This window comes from Lactobacillus sp. B4026 (assembly GCF_026535825.1).
Classification (GTDB): domain Bacteria; phylum Bacillota; class Bacilli; order Lactobacillales; family Lactobacillaceae; genus Lactobacillus; species Lactobacillus panisapium.
In genome coordinates this window covers 41,620-56,814 of sequence record NZ_JAFNPD010000003.1, presented here as the reverse complement: position 1 = coordinate 56,814, position 15,195 = coordinate 41,620, and the positions used below count along the sequence as shown (strand labels likewise).

Below are 15,195 nucleotides of genomic sequence, written 5' to 3'. Positions count from 1 at the left end.
AGTTATGAATCCCAGTTTTAAATTCATTGTCGCTTTAATTATTTCGGTTGAAATATCTTTTAAAACCAGTCTAATTACCAATGTGCTAATTATCGGCTTTTGCACGTGCTATTTGCTTTACTGCCACATGAAAGTTAAAAATCTCCTGTTAACTTTTACCGTGCCGTTAATTGCGGCCTTTACCGTGTTTGCCACACTCTACTGGTTTGCACCTCAGCCCAATTTAACCAACGCTTTAAGTCTTTCTAGCAGAATCTACGTTTACACGCTGACAATCTGCTGTGTCGCCCAAAAAACTAGTGCCGAAGAATTGGCACGTTCATTTGAACAAAATTTTCATTTACCTAGCAAATTCGCATATGGGGTCCTAGCAGCACTCAACATTATTCCACGCATGCAAACTGCCGTTAAACAAATTCGCACAGCGGCAATGATGCGTGGCGTTTATCTTAGTTTTTGGTCTCCCGTTCTCTATTTTAAGGCTATCCTAGTCGCGCTTAATTCGGCCGAAAACTTGGCACAGGGAATGGAATCGCACGGCTTTCGCGAAGATGCCAAGCGCTCGGTCATCGTGGCTGTTCCCGTTAAACGCAGTGATTGGTTATGGGCCGCGGGTCTTTTATTAGCCACTAACATTGCTTTATTTACATTAAAATAATAAAAGAGCGGCAGTGATGTTTTAACCACCACTGCCGCTCTTTTTAGCTAGAGTTTATTTTGCCAAAGTATAACCTTCGACTTTTGCCTTAATTCCTTTATCAGCGCTAAAGAAGATTTGCGGTTGATTCTCGGTATAATAACGCTCTGAAAAGACCAGTTCACCATCATTTAAGAAGAACTCAATCGAACTCGTATCAATGAAGATATGCAGTTTTAAGCTTGCGCTAGCTTGGAGACTGCCATAGCGTTTGTCATCCCCATCAGGTTTATCAGCGCGGATAACCGTTACTTGCCCAGTTTTTTTACTCCAAGTTAATGAAACCAAATCTTGCTGTTTGCTCTCGAGCGTAAAACTAATTTCATTACCCGACCAAGATGACGTATCGGCTTCAAAAAGCAGTTCACAATGCTGCGAATCCGGCGTCGTGACCTCAAGGGATGTTACCACTCCCTCTTCAGCCATAATTTTTTCAGTTCGCAAACTCATTAATTCAGCAATCGGCTTCATATACAAATGACCAGAAGCATAACTTAATTCCCGTGGAACTGTCAGCGCACCCGACCAGCCGTCGGCTTGTTCCGGAAAGTTGGCATTCCACATATCCATCCAGCCAATCAAAATCCGCCGATGATCTGGGGCAAGCATTGTTTGGGCCGCATAAAAATCATGTCCATGGTCTAATTCTGTAAACGCCCCGTGAGCAAATTTGTTCTGCTGATAATCCATTTTGCCACTAAAATAGCCAGTTTGAAACTCGTTTAAAAAGCGTAAACCATCGGGTTCGATGCCTTGCGGCGAACACAATAAAATGTCGTGGTCTCCTAGTGTAAATAAATCGGGGCACTCCCACATAAAGCCCTCTTGCGCACTAGTTTGTGCGTTAGCAATTGGTCCCAAATATTCCCAGTCGAATAAATTTTCAGAGCGGTAAGTTAACGCCCGTCCTAAGCCATTTGCCGCCTGACTGCCTAAAATCATGTAATAATACTTGCCTTGGCGCCATACCTTAGGATCACGGAAATGCTGCGTATTATCAGCCGGAGCAGCAGCAATGATTGGATTATGAGCATCTTTTTTAAAGTGAATGCCATCATCGCTATACGCAATATTTTGCGTTTCAGTAAACTGCGTATGATCATTCAGGTCATGATATTGGTGCCCTGTATAAATCAAATACAGCCGACCATCTTTTTCAATCGCGCTACCTGAAAAACAAACATTTTGCTCGTCATCGGGTGCTAGGGCAATCGGTAATTCTTCCCAGTGCACTAAATCGCGACTGCGATAATGTCCCCAGTGCATCGGCCCTTTTTGTGCGGAATAGGGATAATACTGGTAAAAAAGGTGGTAATAGCCTTTAAAAAACGAAAAGCCATTCGGGTCATTCATCCATCCCCCCGGCGTAGAAACATGATACTTGAGGCGATAGCGCTCATTGGTAACTTTAACAGCTTCAGCCATTGCAAATTCCTTTCTAATCTAGCGGAATATCTTAATCACTGTCATTAAAACAGACTTTTTCATGTGATACAAACAATACAAAAGAGGCGCAGAAAAACTGTCCTCTTTTTTGCTTAAGAATTATTTGTTTAATTCAATCATCAAGTTCCCGTGGCTTACCTCGGTTGCCGTGTTTTTCACATTAAAGCCCTTCTGATAGTCTGGGAACAACACCAGTACGGTCGTTTGTTTACCCGCATCTTTAATTGCCTGCAAGTCCATTTTGGCTAGCGGATCACCCGCTGCAATATCTTGCCCGTCTTTAACTAAAACGGTGAAGCCCTTGCCTCCTAAATCCACGGTATCAATTCCCATATGTAGCAAAATCTGAACCCCGTTTTCACTTTCAAGCGTAATAGCATGCTTAGTTGGAAAAACAGAGATCACTTTACCACTAACCGGGGCAAAAACATCCCCTGTTACCGGTTCAATAGCAAAGCCATCACCAACGAGTTTTTGCGAGAAAGTTTTATCATTAACCTGCGTCAGTGGTAAATATTCACCATCAACAGGTGCTAAGACCGAATTGTCATCAGTTGGTACAAGAATTTCACTTTCCTTATGGTTAACCCGGCGCTTATTTTCCGGCAAGATTGGCCTAAATTTATTCCAAATTAAGATAAAGAAGATTGGCAAAATAAAGGCAATCAAGTTCCCAATAATATATGGGCCAATTGGCCGAGCAACGGTTAAGCCCGGAAGAACGGTCAGGCCTTGTGCTAATCCCTTAACATTGAACAGTTTCATGTAGACGCCGCCAAACCCGGCTCCGATAAAGGAGCAAACAAATGGCACAATACTATATTTTAAGTTAACAGCAAAAATGGCAGGCTCTGTTATTCCGACTAGGGTTGGAATAAAACTGGAAATCGCAATATCGCGGTCCTTAGATTTTTGCTTTAAAATCAGGTACATTCCAATACAGCCACCACCTTGGGCAATAATTGAAACGGACCAAATAGGTTGAATATAATCAAAACCGGTTTGAACAATCAGATTAGCTTCAATTCCCTGAATTGCTTGGTGTGTACCGGTAACTACTAATGGCTGCAAGCCTGCCGCAAAGACAAAGGCACCAAAAGCACTCATCTTCATGTAAAGGAAGTTGATGACGCCGCCAAGGACATCACCAATCCATAAGCCGAGCGGGCCAAAGAGCAAAAAGAGTGACAAGTTAGCTGCAAGCAGTGTGATCATTGGCACCAAAATATATGAAATCATTTCTGGAACATACTTTTTAGCCAGCTTTTCGACCTTGGCTTGGAACCATGCCGTCAAAATTGCAGCAAAGACACCACCTTGAAAGCCAACCGCCGCAATTTTCAATCCGAACAGGTTCCAGTATTCCGGATGAACTTTTCCTAAGACAAAAGCGTTACGATCAGCCAAATCTGGCGATATCATTACAAATCCAACTAGAATACCCAAAATTGGGTTGCCGCCAAACCGCTTGGTTGCCGAATACATTACTAAGACCGGTAAGATCTTGAAGGTTGTCGCAATTACGTTTAGAAACTTGCAAAAATCACCAACATAGACGCTCTGCTCGGCCAGCGATTTGGTCATGCCGAACATCCCTGGAGTTGCCAGTAATGAGCGCAAGCCTAAGATCATTGCCGCACCGATAAAAGCCGGAATTATTGGGATAAAGATATCACCAAAGACCTTAAAAGCCTGTTGAAATTTATTTTTATTTTGCGCCCCTTCGTCCTTAATTTGATCAACAGAGACCTGTTTGGCACCGGAAACTTTAACAAACGCGTCATAAGCATTTTCCACAGCACCAGGGCCAAAAACTATTTGCAATTGACCGCTATTATAGATAACGCCTTTTGTTCCCTCAATATTATTTAGTGCGTCTTGATCTGCTAGATTAATGTCCTTCAAAATAAGACGCAAACGAGTAACACAATGCGTTGCACTAACAACATTATAGGCGCCACCAACATCTTTTAGGACCTCGCGGGCAATCTTGTCATAATCTGCCATTAGTCTTCTCCTTTTTATTTTTGATAGTCATTTGAAAATTCACTTTCTCGCAGCTTGAGCCGGCCATTAGTGACCGTTACCGCCAATTCTCGACCGAATTTATGGTAAACGCGTGCGTTTAATGCCACCCCGTCAAGATAGATAGTCAAGATATTATCATCCACAATTAGCTTCAGATCATAATCATGGTTTGCTTTGAGCTTGATTGGCCGGTCAAGGCCCTTATCCATCATCTGGTACCAGCGATAGCACGGATTCTTATCAAGCGTTAATTGCCCTTCATCCAAGTTAAACCTAAATTCGTAAGATTCATCAGTTGCAGGATTTTGATACAGCCGAATTGAAAAATCACTAACCGTTTCATCAAAGTTAATCGTACTGTGAAAGTAGAAATGCTCACCGGTATTATGAATTAAAACTTGCTTTTTCAACGTATCAACTGCTGTTAGTTCTTGATTTCCAAGCTTCTTACGTGAAGAAAAGGCCGCACAAATTTCTTCAATTGGTCGCACGCCCAACGTATTGTCCGAGCGCTGATAAATTTCTTGCGGGACAAACGTACCGCCCCATTCATAATTATTCATATCATCGTTTGCTTTTTTAGTTGGTACCCAGCCAAACAAAACTCGGCGCTTGCCGTCAAAAGCTGTTCTCGCAGCGTAATATGCCCGTCCATCAAAGGCCTCATCTTTGGGCTTAAGCCAAGGACCGGACAAAGACTTGCTCATGCGGTAAAAGACCTTATTTTTAACGCTGTATTCGGAATAAATTAAGTACCACCAATCACCCATCTTAAATAGCTGCGGCATTTCAAACATGGTGTATAAATTAGGGGCCCAAAAATCGCCCTTAAATTGCCAATTAGTTAAATCAGGTGAAGTATATTTAACTAGCCGTCCCGTTAGCCGGTGCTTGTCCTGACCTTTGCGTGCACCCAAGATTAACAGGTACTCTTGGTTTTCTTCGTCCCAAATCACGGCAGGATCACGCCAATTGCGATCGTCATAACCCGGCTGCGGTTTCAGTTGTAAAGCGTTAGCTGACTTAGTCCAATGAACAAAATCGTTACTTGTCGCATGTAATAAAATCTGTGACGGTTTATTTGCTTTCAAAAATTCCTTATTGTAGCCGGTATAAAAGGCGTGAATTGTTCCCTTGGCCTCAAAAACCGATCCAGCATAAATAAACTGATCCCAGTCCTGATCACTACCTCTTTTAAGCACTTCACCAAAATCTTGATAATGAACAAAATCCGTTGTTGTTGCCAGCGACCACCCGAAGGGATCCGTAATCGGGCCATTTATTCGTTCATCACGTTGGTGGTAAATATAAAATTTCCCGTCTTTGGCGTAAGGCATAATATCGCCAACCCACACATCCTTAGGCTGATAATATATTTCATGTTTATTAGTTGCTTTTTTCTCCATCAATCTATCTCCTTGTTAGCACTTTCATTCTCTTGTAATATAGTGCAACCCGTTACATATGTCAACCGGTTACATAAAATTACTAAAAAAAGCAACGGCACTTTCTGCTCGTTGCTAGTTAGACTGTATGCCCAGTAAATAAGGTTACTGGTAGTTTTAATTGATCTGTTTCTTTTTGACCGTTTATTTCATTTATCAGCTTTTCAGTAGCGGTCCGTGCAATTTGTTCAATCGGCTGCCTAATTGTCGTCAAGCGCGGATTATATAAGAGCGTCTCTTTTGCCCCATCAAAACCAATAACTTTAACATCGTCAGGAACTTTTTTATGGTGTGTTTCCAAGTAAAAAATAGCCAATGAAGCCAATAAATCGTCCCCAGCAAAAATACCGTCAATTTGGGGGTGGCTACCTAAATAATCCTCAATAATTTGCCGTTTTTGGTCTGCCGCTAACACAAACGGTACCTCCAAAACATGCGACTCTAGGCCGTATTTTTTCATTAAATCCCGGTAAGCCACTGTTCGCTCGTTTGCCGGTAACTTGATTGAACTATCACCCCGGATATCAAGTATTTGTTTACAGCCACGGTCAATTAGCAATTGGACGGCCATTTGACCACCAGCATAATTATCACAGGACACCGTTGCCGTATTCTTTCCTAAATCACGGTCAATTGCTATTACCGGCAATTTCGTGTTCTTATAGCCATCAATATGCTTATTATGCGTACCAACAATAATGCCGTCTACTTGATTCTTTTTGAGCATCGTTAAGTAGGCAATTTCTTTTTCCGGATTATTTAGACTATTGCACAATAAAACTTTATACCCCTGATTTGACAGTAAGTATTCAATGTCCTGAATCAATTCCGCCTGAAACGGATGCACATTTGAGGGAAAAATTAGGCCAACCGTATATGTTCTTTTCTTATATAAGGCTCTTGCTAAGTCATTGGGATAATATTCCAGCTTTTTCATTGCCGCCTGCACCTTATCCCGCGTTTCTTGGCTAATATATCCCCGATTATTTAAGACCCGGGATACTGTTGCAGTAGAAACATTAGCCTCCTGCGCGACTTCACGAATTCCGACTTTTTTCATACTAAAACCTATCTTAATTTAAATTTTGACTTCTTTTTTTCGGCAAATTATCGAGCCTGAAAAATTAGCTTTTTGGCCCCAATTTGTCTTATTTATGGTATGGGCTGCCACTATTAATCATAAAGCAGCGGTAAATTTGTTCAATTAGAACCACTCGCATTAGTTGATGGGGCATTGTTAGCTTTCCAAAACTCAATAATTCATCCGCACGCTTATTCACAGCCTGACTTGTACCAAGACTGCCACCAATGACAAAAGTTACGTCAGAGTGGCCGTAAGTAGCCAAATCCTTTAATTCCTGTGCAAATGCTTCACTAGTTCTTTCTTTGCCCTTGATTGCAGTGACATAAACATATTCTTTGTCCTTTATTTTATTAAGAATACGCTGACCTTCAAGTTCTTTAACCTTTTCTTGTTCAGCAGCACTGAGTTTTTCTGGTGCTTTTTCATCAGGTACTTGCACTAACTCAACTTTAGCAAAACGACTGAGCCGCTTTTGATACTCGGCAATCGCGTCTTTAAAATATTTTTCTTTTAACTTACCTACACAGACGATTTTGATATTCATGTTTTCTATTTTATCCCCTAATTCTCATTGTTTCCACCTTGTTTTTCCACAGTTGTGCACAAGCAAAAACTACATTTTGTGGTCATTTTTGTAAACAGGCGGATAATTTGTGTTTGTAAAAAATATTTCTAAAAAACCCGCTGAAATTACCCACATGTACACTTTTCACAGTTAACATTCACAAACTTTACCCGTAAAACACTGATTTGACGCTTTGAACAATTGTTTGAATTATCAACTTTTTACTAGTATTTACACACAAGTCACAGTTTTTCCACAATAAAACGAAAGCACTTTACCCCACTTTATGCACAATCCACAAAGTTTTCCACAGTTATCAACAAGAAAAAAGCAAGTCTTTTTTTCTTGACAGACATAAAAGACGAACTATTTAATGTTTCTCATCATTTTTATTAGCAAAAAGGCCATACTTGTAGCTAAAATCGCCAAGTATAGCCTTTTTTATCTTCAATTAATGAATATTATCCAGATTAATTTGCTTCAAGTTTTGCATGTAAATTAATTTCTTTTCCACCGCGGTTAACCGTTAAAGTCACCGTATCACCGATTTTATGATTATACAAAATGGTGTGTAACGATGCAACATCAGTAATAACCTTATTGTCAACTTTTATTATTACATCGCCAACTTTAACTCCTGCATTAGCTGCCGCACTATTTTTATTCACACCCGCAATGTAAATGCCGCTCTTCAAGTTGGACTTAATATTGAGGTGTTTACGGTAGCTTGAAGGAATTCCTTGCAGTGCAATTACCTTGATCCCAAGCTGCGGCCGGACAATTTTACCCTTCTTTACCAGTTGGTTAACAATGTTCACAACCTCATTAGACGGAATAGCAAAGCCCATTCCTTCAACGGAAGTCCCATCACTTGATTGCGATAGTTTCATTGAGTTGATTCCAATAACCTGACCAGCGGAGTTAACCAGTGCCCCACCGGAATTACCCGGATTGATTGCGGCATCAGTCTGAATAACTGTTTGCTGGTTAGCCGATGAAGAGGTAATACTACGCGCTGGTGCCGAAATAATCCCCTGAGTGACTGTGGATGCATATTCGCTTCCTAATGGTGAGCCAACCGCAATAACTGTTTGCCCTGCTTGCAGACTCTTGGAATCGCCAAATTCAGCCGTTTGCGTTACGTATTGCCCATCAATTGCTAAAACAGCTAAGTCAGTCGTAGCATCGGTTCCGACAATTCTAGCGTTCACGGTTTTACCGTTTGACAACATAACCTGAACTTTATCACTGCCAGAAACAACGTGATTATTAGTAACAATGTAGCCTTTGTTATTTGACTTCATGTAGATAACACCTGAGCCTTCACTGTATGTTTGCAGCCGGCCCTTGCCTCTAGCATTATCATCTTTGTCATCACCGAAAATATCAAAGATCGAATTGCTGCTGCTACTTGATTGTCGTTTCAAATTAATAACGGAAACAACAGCACCCTTCACGTCATTATATGCCGGCGTCATTACACCACTAGTTTTTGCACTATTTTTTGATGTTTTTGCACTATTAGAACTAATAGTCGTCTGTGCATTATTATTCAGATTTGCATTGTTAATTTGATCCAGGGCAACATAGGAAGCGCCGCCCCCAATTAAACCTGCGACAACACCAACAATGGCAGTTTTAACCAGACCATTTTGCTTGCGTCCAGAATTTCGATTGTCCATTTGTAATCTCCTTTACATATCTTTGTTTAGTATACTGAAAAACATGTGCTTATTTTTTTAAATTTGTTCTAAATTAGTCGGCTCGTCTGGATCCGTTAACATAATTTTAACATCACTTGGTAAATTAGCATCGCCATTGACTAGGATTTGCTTAGCGGCATCGTAGGCCAACTTAGCTGTATTATTGTGCTGACTGCGGTGTGCTAAAAAAATATGTTTTGTTTTATTAGAAACCACATCAAGTAGTGCTTGCCCCGCATCCTCATTGGATAAGTGGCCGACATCAGACAAAATTCGCTGTTTTAAAGACCATGAATACGGACCATTACGGAGCATCATATCATCATAATTAAATTCCATCATATAAGCATCGGCATCTTCAATTACCGCTTTGACTTTTTGCGATACATAACCTGTATCCGTCAAAAAGGCCATCCTTTTGCCAGCACTAGAAAAGACGTAATACTGCGGTTCCGCAGCATCATGGCTAGTGGCAAAAGCAGTTACGTCAAGATCACCAAAAGTCTTCGTTTGTCCGGGTTCAATAATATTCATTTGCTGGACGGGAATTTGACCAATTTTGTGCGACTCACTTAAATATTCCCATGTTCCACTGTTGGCAAATGCCGCAATTCTCGGATAGCGGCGCATTAATACCCCAAGTCCTTTACTGTGATCAGAATGATCATGGCTTAAAAAGGCCATATCAATGTCGTTAATATCAACTCCTACTTCTCCTAATAACGTTTTGATTTTCTTACCAGATAAGCCAGCATCCATCAGGATTTTATGCTGGCCAGTTTCAATCAAACTGGTATTACCAGTCGATCCACTAGCTAAAACAGAAACCCGCACACCAATTTTCCCTTTCTAATTTTTCTGGACATTATACGAGCCACTCTGCAAAATTTGCGCTGTAAAAGCATTAACCCGTTTAACCGTAATATTTTTGGTTGCTTTGCTTTCGACTAAAATCAACCAGGTAGGAAGCATTATGGTGCTGCCACGTACTTCAGTCAATTTAGAATAGCCCAATTTTACTTGAATTACCCGCGAGTTATTACTGATTTCACGGTCAGTATACATGGCCTTCACGGCATGCCACGGGCTAATAATTAGTTGCGATTCACGCACAGAACTAATCGGTCCCATGTAAGAAAGCGTGTAATTAGTAATCTGATTATTATGCACATTAATCGTCAATTGTGCATCACCATCATAAATTTGACCATAAGACGTCTTTTGCACATAGCAGTAAGTATCATCCCCCGACATACTTTGGTCGTACACAAACTTTTTCCCATAAGGAACATTTTCTGGGTCATTTTTAAAATCTTCTAGCTGCTGCAAGATTTTTTTCCGATCACCATTGAGTAGTACTACAGCCTTCGGCGTACCCGTTAAAGAATTGTCCGCTTTTGAATAATGGGTTGTCACTTGCGTTAAGCCATTAGTTTTACGGGAAAGATAGTCCCGATTTTTGGCTGCTAAATAATAGCCTGACTGCTGCTTATGTGACAGATGCAGGGGCAGGTCAATTCCATCTGCCCGCATTTCCGCTCTAATACTGGTGGAAGTTGTTCCTGCAGTCGAACTTAGACTAATCGGTGAGCGCCAGATTTCGATTCCTAGGTAAAGGTCAATTAATAGGAAAACAACGAAAAATAGCCATTCAATTCTTTTTCTATCCATAATTACTTACCTTCTCCCTGACTTTTCACCGCTAGCTTATTAAAATCTTGCTTTTCCCATTCTTGCGCACTCTTCCACTGGTCGTAGGCTTTAATGTAATATGTTGGAATCAAGTTGACCAAGCTATCATGACTATGATCTTTTTCAATTCGATATGCCACAATTATTCGCTGAATTTCCGTCTTTTTTAAACCGGCATTAATCAGACGCTGGATCACCGTGCCAGTAGCAGGCAGTGTCCGTGTTTGCCCATCAAATGGAATAGGAATTTGCAGTTCTAAATTACTAAAGGCAACTTCTTCGGTATCTTGCGTCAATTTCGTGCTGACCTGAGGACTGTGTTTCCCCATGAAAACAGGCATGCCTTCAATGTAATTGCTATAGCTTAGCTTGTCCTTGGTTGTATCAAAATAGCGCAGATCCTGCTCACTTAGTCCTAATTTATGCACATACTCGACGCTATCAATCAAGCGGTCATTTTCACTTAAATTTTTCTGCTTTTCATAACGGGTATAAAGCATGTCATGCCGGCCAGCTTTAGTATCGGGCACCCGCAATTTGGTGTAATAATTGAGTGAATACGTGGTCCACCCTTTTTTATTATTGCTCGAGGTAACATTTGCCGTACCTAGTAAGCGCGAGACAAAATAAGAATCAGTCTGGGTGTTGGTCAAGTAACTATAAACCCGCCAGTTTTCAGGTTGATCATAAAAAGTTTCGTAACTATTTTTCATCCGCACAAATTTAACCGGTTTTTTAGCTCGTGACTTAGCGGCATATTCGCGCAAGCGATTAAAGTTGGCATTAGCTATCTCAACGCGATAGATTGTTGTCGTTTTGTCATTGCCAAGGTAAAGAACATCATTACTTGGCGAGATAAACGAGCGCCGAAATGTTTGATCCGTACTTTTTAAATTTTTCTTCGTAAACAAATTCACACTGACTTCATTAGGGAAAGTCAACTGTAAATACTTAGGGTCATTGAGCATCGCTTCATATTCTTTTTGATTAGAGCTAACTTCCCTAATGTTTTTATATTTTACTTCTTTTAGGTCTTTGATATATTCGAGTGGTAAATTCTTTTTAGCATCATATAAGCGGTATGGCTGCCCATTTTTAAAGCCATAAGCACTGGTCGGCAAATAAAGATTATAGATGATCCGGCTTCGACGACTGCGTGAATTTTGACTAACATTATTAGTCTGATCAATTCGGCTAAAATACTGATCATTGGTCATAATAAAAATCCACAAGACGATTGAAAGGGCGAAAACGATAAAAGTACCAACCGATAATAATATGTCGCTAAACTTAAACCTAGACTTCATCCCAATCATCCCCTTCACTCATCGGTTCATATGGCAAAGCAATATAGAAAGTTGAGCCTTTGCCTTCGCTACTATTAGCCCAAATCTTACCGTGGTGTTCTTCCACAATTTCTTTTGCAATGGCTAACCCTAAACCAGTACCGCCCTGTTCACGGGAGCGCGCTTTATCAACCCGGTAGAAACGATCAAAAATTTTAGAAAGATCTTCCCGCGGAATTCCCAGGCCTTGATCAGCAATGCTTAAAATGATCTGTTGCCGTTCTTGGCGCAATTTAATCGTAATCACACCACCATCAGGCGAATACTTGATTGCATTATTCATAATATTATCAATGACTTGGGCAAACTTATCGGTATCAATTTCAACCCATAACGCCTGCGAGCTTAGACTCCGCTTAATGGTATATTTCTTTTTGCCTTCTTTAGCGTCTGTTTTTACAATCATGTCGAAGCGATCAAGAATATGAGACACGAAGTCATTAAAGTTGACCCATTCAACGTCCACTTTTGATACCCCACGATCCATGCGAGACAAGCTCAAAAGTTCATTAATCATCCGGATCATTCGCTCAGTTTCTTCTTGGGTAACCTGTAAGAACTGCGGCGCAATCTTAGGATCCTTCCATGCCCCCTCATTCAGAGTTTCAATATAGGCGTGCAGGCTCGTAAGCGGCGTACGCAATTCATGCGAAACATTGGATACGAATTGCTTTTGGGAATTTTCATTCTTTTGCTGCTCAGTAATATCGTGTAAAACACAAACACTACCAGAAACAAAGCCCGTCACTCTTTTAATCAGTGAAAAACTAGCATGTAAAATCACTTCATCGCGTGTGCCCTGATTAACAGTTAAAACAATACCTTTTTGACTGGCTATTAAATCCTGCGAGGTTTCATCTAAGCCCAGAACGGAGGCGATTGGCTTATTAATAATTTGGTCCTCGGTGGTATTCAGAAAACTAAGTGCCATTTGGTTAACAACATTAACATTACCGTGTCGATCAGTCGCTAAAACCCCGTCACTCATGTGAGACAAGACGCTATCCAGCCTTCGCTGTTCACTTTCAGACTCTTCTTGTGAGCGCTCGATTCTGACAGACAATGTATTAAAAGCTTGCCCCAATTGTCCTAATTCATCATTAGAATATATTTTTACCTGACTAGAATAATCACCGTCAGCAATATTTAGTGCTTGGCTCTGCATCTCTTCAATTGGTTTAGTAATCGCATGCGACACGACTAAAGACAAGATGGCACCCATCACAGCGGCAATCAAAGAAGTGACCAAAAACATTAATGAAATGTTGCGTAGGTCATTAAAAACGCCCTGCATTGACGCTCGAACGTAAATTGCACCGACAGTATTAGCCGAACCGTTACCAGCAGTGAGCGGTGTTACCTGAATCATAAAATCGCCGTGGTCATTAATTACCTTAGTTGCTTGCCTGCCTGTAGAGGTAACCTGCTTGACCAACGTATTATTGACCCGCTGTCCAATGCGCTTTTTATCATTTAGATTAGACACAGCCCGAATAATATCTTTATTATCAACAACAATAATTTCACTAATTGTGCCGATTCCATTGCTATAATCGCCAACAATCCGGTTTAAATTGCTGTTTGTATGCCGGTCGTCTTTTAAGAGCTGTGCGGACAACTGATTGCTGACAATAGGAAGCACTTGAATTGAAGATTGAAAGTTTTCAATACTATTTTGCTCTAATTGGCGCGTAAAATAAGCCCCAATTACTTCAATTGTGGCAATGATCATCGCCATAAAGACAATGGCTAAAGTCGTGTTAATCGAAATTGTTAAATGTTTAAACTTATTTTTTAGTTTCTTCATCTTTTTAATCAAATCAATATAAAAAGAAAGCTCGCATCGTGTTAGTTCTGCGGGCTTTCTTCATTATTCTTCAGTAGGCTGCTTTACATAATAGCCAACGCCACGGCGAGTCACTAAAATCTGCGGCTGAATTGGATTGTCCTCAATTTTTTCACGTAAACGGTGAACCGTTACGTCAACAGTCCGGACATCACCGAAGTAGTCATATCCCCAAACTGTCTGCAGTAAGTGCTCCCGGGTCATTACTTGATCCATATGCTGAGCTAGATAATAGAGTAACTCAAACTCACGGTGAGTCAACTCGATTTTTTTGCCTTCTTTTTCTACAATGTACGCGTCAGGCATAATTACCAAATTGCCAATGGCAATATTTTTAGTTGAAGTATCTTCGTTGGCACTTTCAACCTTTTTAACTATGCTGCGCCGACGCAAATTAGCCTTAACTCTGGCAACCAATTCACGGTTGGAGAAAGGTTTAGTAACATAGTCATCGGCCCCCATTTCAAGGCCCAATACTTTATCAATTTCTGTATCTTTGGCAGTTACCATAATGATCGGCATATCATGTGTTTGCCGCACTTCGCGGGCAACATCCAAGCCGTCCTTTTTTGGCAACATTAAGTCCAAAATCATCAAATCGGGATTATATTCATCAACTTTTTTGATGGCTTCTTCGCCATCATAGGCAGTGTCGACGTCGAAGCCTTCCTTAGTCAGGTTAAATTTTATTATATCTGAAATCGGTTTTTCGTCATCGACTACGAGAATTTTCTTTGGCATCGAAAGCCCCCTTTGCTTAACATTATACTGTTTTTTGCAACTTTAGCCAAAAAAGTCACGAAAATTTAATAAAAAACCTTGCTTTTTACTTGAAATAATAGCATAATAGTTCTCGTTGACCGTTAGTTCAGCAAATTTGGGTGGCTAGCTCAGTTGGTAGAGCAACGGACTCTTAATCCGTGGGTCCAGGGTTCGAGCCCCTGGCCACCCATTATCTTTATGAAAGACAGCAATAGATTACCTATTGCTGTCTTTTGTTTCAACAAGTGCAAATATTTTAGCACGTTCTACCTGGATGTCAATCAATTCACTGCCAGTATGAATATTAATGATCATTAATCACTAATTTTGATTTACTACCTATAATTATGCGGATGGTTTTTAATAGCTGACTAGTACTGAAATGGTTTTAGTGCTTTTATAAGTTCCTTAAAGTCATTTTTACATCTGCTTCTTCATTCAAAGAACTCAGAAAATAGTTTCCATTATCTAGCCGTGTAAGCTCTACTTATTTTTCTTTATTTGGCCAGTTTTGAGTCAAAATGGAAGCTTTTTCTACAAAAAACAAAATTCTGCTAATTATTTTGCACAAAAACCTTGTC

Annotated in this window: 11 protein-coding genes, 1 tRNA gene and 2 pseudogenes; 2 read left to right on the top strand and 12 right to left on the bottom strand. The window is 40.5% G+C overall.

Annotated features, from left to right (window positions below; all coding sequences use genetic code 11):
• Positions 1-4 precede the first annotated feature (4 nt).
• A complete protein-coding gene (locus tag J3U69_RS03580) occupies positions 5-658 on the top strand; it encodes an energy-coupling factor transporter transmembrane component T family protein (RefSeq protein ID WP_220232630.1) in 654 nt (217 codons plus the stop codon).
• Positions 659-712: 54 nt separating this feature from the next.
• On the opposite strand, the gene J3U69_RS03575 is transcribed toward J3U69_RS03580, so the two are convergent.
• From J3U69_RS03575 to yycF, 12 genes and pseudogenes are all read right to left on the bottom strand, one after another.
• Positions 713-2,122: a glycoside hydrolase family 32 protein gene (locus J3U69_RS03575; RefSeq protein ID WP_267413058.1), complete on the bottom strand. Its 1,410-nt coding sequence runs from the start codon at positions 2,120-2,122 to the stop codon at positions 713-715.
• Positions 2,123-2,242: 120 nt separating this feature from the next.
• A pseudogene (locus J3U69_RS10400) lies at positions 2,243-2,674 on the bottom strand (PTS sugar transporter subunit IIA); the annotation flags it as partial.
• A 57-nt stretch (positions 2,675-2,731) separates the two neighbouring features.
• A pseudogene (locus J3U69_RS03570) lies at positions 2,732-4,150 on the bottom strand (PTS transporter subunit EIIC); the annotation flags it as partial.
• A 14-nt stretch (positions 4,151-4,164) separates the two neighbouring features.
• Positions 4,165-5,577 carry a family 43 glycosylhydrolase gene (locus J3U69_RS03565; protein WP_267413055.1) on the bottom strand — a complete coding sequence of 471 codons (1,413 nt, stop codon included), beginning with the start codon at positions 5,575-5,577 and terminating at the stop codon, positions 4,165-4,167.
• A gap of 118 nt (positions 5,578-5,695) precedes the next feature.
• Complete coding sequence (locus tag J3U69_RS03560; RefSeq protein ID WP_220232627.1) at positions 5,696-6,676, bottom strand: LacI family DNA-binding transcriptional regulator; 981 nt, start codon at positions 6,674-6,676, stop codon at positions 5,696-5,698.
• Positions 6,677-6,764: 88 nt separating this feature from the next.
• Entirely contained in the window at positions 6,765-7,244 is a 480-nt protein-coding gene (gene rlmH / locus J3U69_RS03555) for a 23S rRNA (pseudouridine(1915)-N(3))-methyltransferase RlmH (RefSeq protein WP_220220548.1), read from the bottom strand.
• Positions 7,245-7,735: 491 nt separating this feature from the next.
• A complete protein-coding gene (locus J3U69_RS03550; protein WP_103752744.1) occupies positions 7,736-8,947 on the bottom strand; it encodes a S1C family serine protease in 1,212 nt (403 codons plus the stop codon).
• Between the two features lie 57 nt (positions 8,948-9,004).
• Complete coding sequence (locus J3U69_RS03545; RefSeq protein ID WP_103752743.1) at positions 9,005-9,802, bottom strand: MBL fold metallo-hydrolase; 798 nt, start codon at positions 9,800-9,802, stop codon at positions 9,005-9,007.
• A gap of 15 nt (positions 9,803-9,817) precedes the next feature.
• Positions 9,818-10,639: a two-component system regulatory protein YycI gene (locus J3U69_RS03540; RefSeq protein ID WP_267413053.1), complete on the bottom strand. Its 822-nt coding sequence runs from the start codon at positions 10,637-10,639 to the stop codon at positions 9,818-9,820.
• 2 nt (positions 10,640-10,641) lie between these two features.
• On the bottom strand, positions 10,642-11,976 hold the full coding sequence (locus J3U69_RS03535; RefSeq protein WP_267413052.1) for a YycH family regulatory protein: 1,335 nt from the start codon (positions 11,974-11,976) through the stop codon (positions 10,642-10,644).
• Positions 11,957-13,813, bottom strand: coding sequence for a cell wall metabolism sensor histidine kinase WalK (gene walK / locus J3U69_RS03530; RefSeq protein ID WP_220220544.1), 1,857 nt, complete (start codon positions 13,811-13,813; stop codon positions 11,957-11,959). The genes J3U69_RS03535 and walK overlap by 20 nt, the downstream gene beginning before the upstream one ends.
• A 63-nt stretch (positions 13,814-13,876) precedes the next feature.
• Positions 13,877-14,593 carry a response regulator YycF gene (gene yycF / locus J3U69_RS03525; RefSeq protein ID WP_103752739.1) on the bottom strand — a complete coding sequence of 239 codons (717 nt, stop codon included), beginning with the start codon at positions 14,591-14,593 and terminating at the stop codon, positions 13,877-13,879.
• 138 nt (positions 14,594-14,731) lie between these two features.
• Between yycF and J3U69_RS03520 the strand changes: the two genes are divergently transcribed.
• Positions 14,732-14,804: transfer RNA gene (locus J3U69_RS03520), tRNA-Lys, on the top strand.
• Positions 14,805-15,195 lie beyond the last annotated feature (391 nt).

What these genes read in the sequence shown, in the direction of transcription:
- J3U69_RS03580 (WP_220232630.1), top strand. Translation starts at nt 5, where the DNA reads ATGAATCCCAGTTTTAAATTCATTGTCGCTTTAATTATTTCGGTTGAA.
- J3U69_RS03560 (WP_220232627.1), bottom strand. Translation starts at nt 6,676, where the DNA reads ATGAAAAAAGTCGGAATTCGTGAAGTCGCGCAGGAGGCTAATGTTTCT.
- J3U69_RS03540 (WP_267413053.1), bottom strand. Translation starts at nt 10,639, where the DNA reads ATGGATAGAAAAAGAATTGAATGGCTATTTTTCGTTGTTTTCCTATTA.
- walK (WP_220220544.1), bottom strand. Translation starts at nt 13,813, where the DNA reads ATGAAGAAACTAAAAAATAAGTTTAAACATTTAACAATTTCGATTAAC.
- rlmH (WP_220220548.1), bottom strand. Translation starts at nt 7,244, where the DNA reads ATGAATATCAAAATCGTCTGTGTAGGTAAGTTAAAAGAAAAATATTTT.
- yycF (WP_103752739.1), bottom strand. Translation starts at nt 14,593, where the DNA reads ATGCCAAAGAAAATTCTCGTAGTCGATGACGAAAAACCGATTTCAGAT.
- J3U69_RS03565 (WP_267413055.1), bottom strand. Translation starts at nt 5,577, where the DNA reads ATGGAGAAAAAAGCAACTAATAAACATGAAATATATTATCAGCCTAAG.
- J3U69_RS03535 (WP_267413052.1), bottom strand. Translation starts at nt 11,976, where the DNA reads ATGATTGGGATGAAGTCTAGGTTTAAGTTTAGCGACATATTATTATCG.
- J3U69_RS03575 (WP_267413058.1), bottom strand. Translation starts at nt 2,122, where the DNA reads ATGGCTGAAGCTGTTAAAGTTACCAATGAGCGCTATCGCCTCAAGTAT.
- J3U69_RS03550 (WP_103752744.1), bottom strand. Translation starts at nt 8,947, where the DNA reads ATGGACAATCGAAATTCTGGACGCAAGCAAAATGGTCTGGTTAAAACT.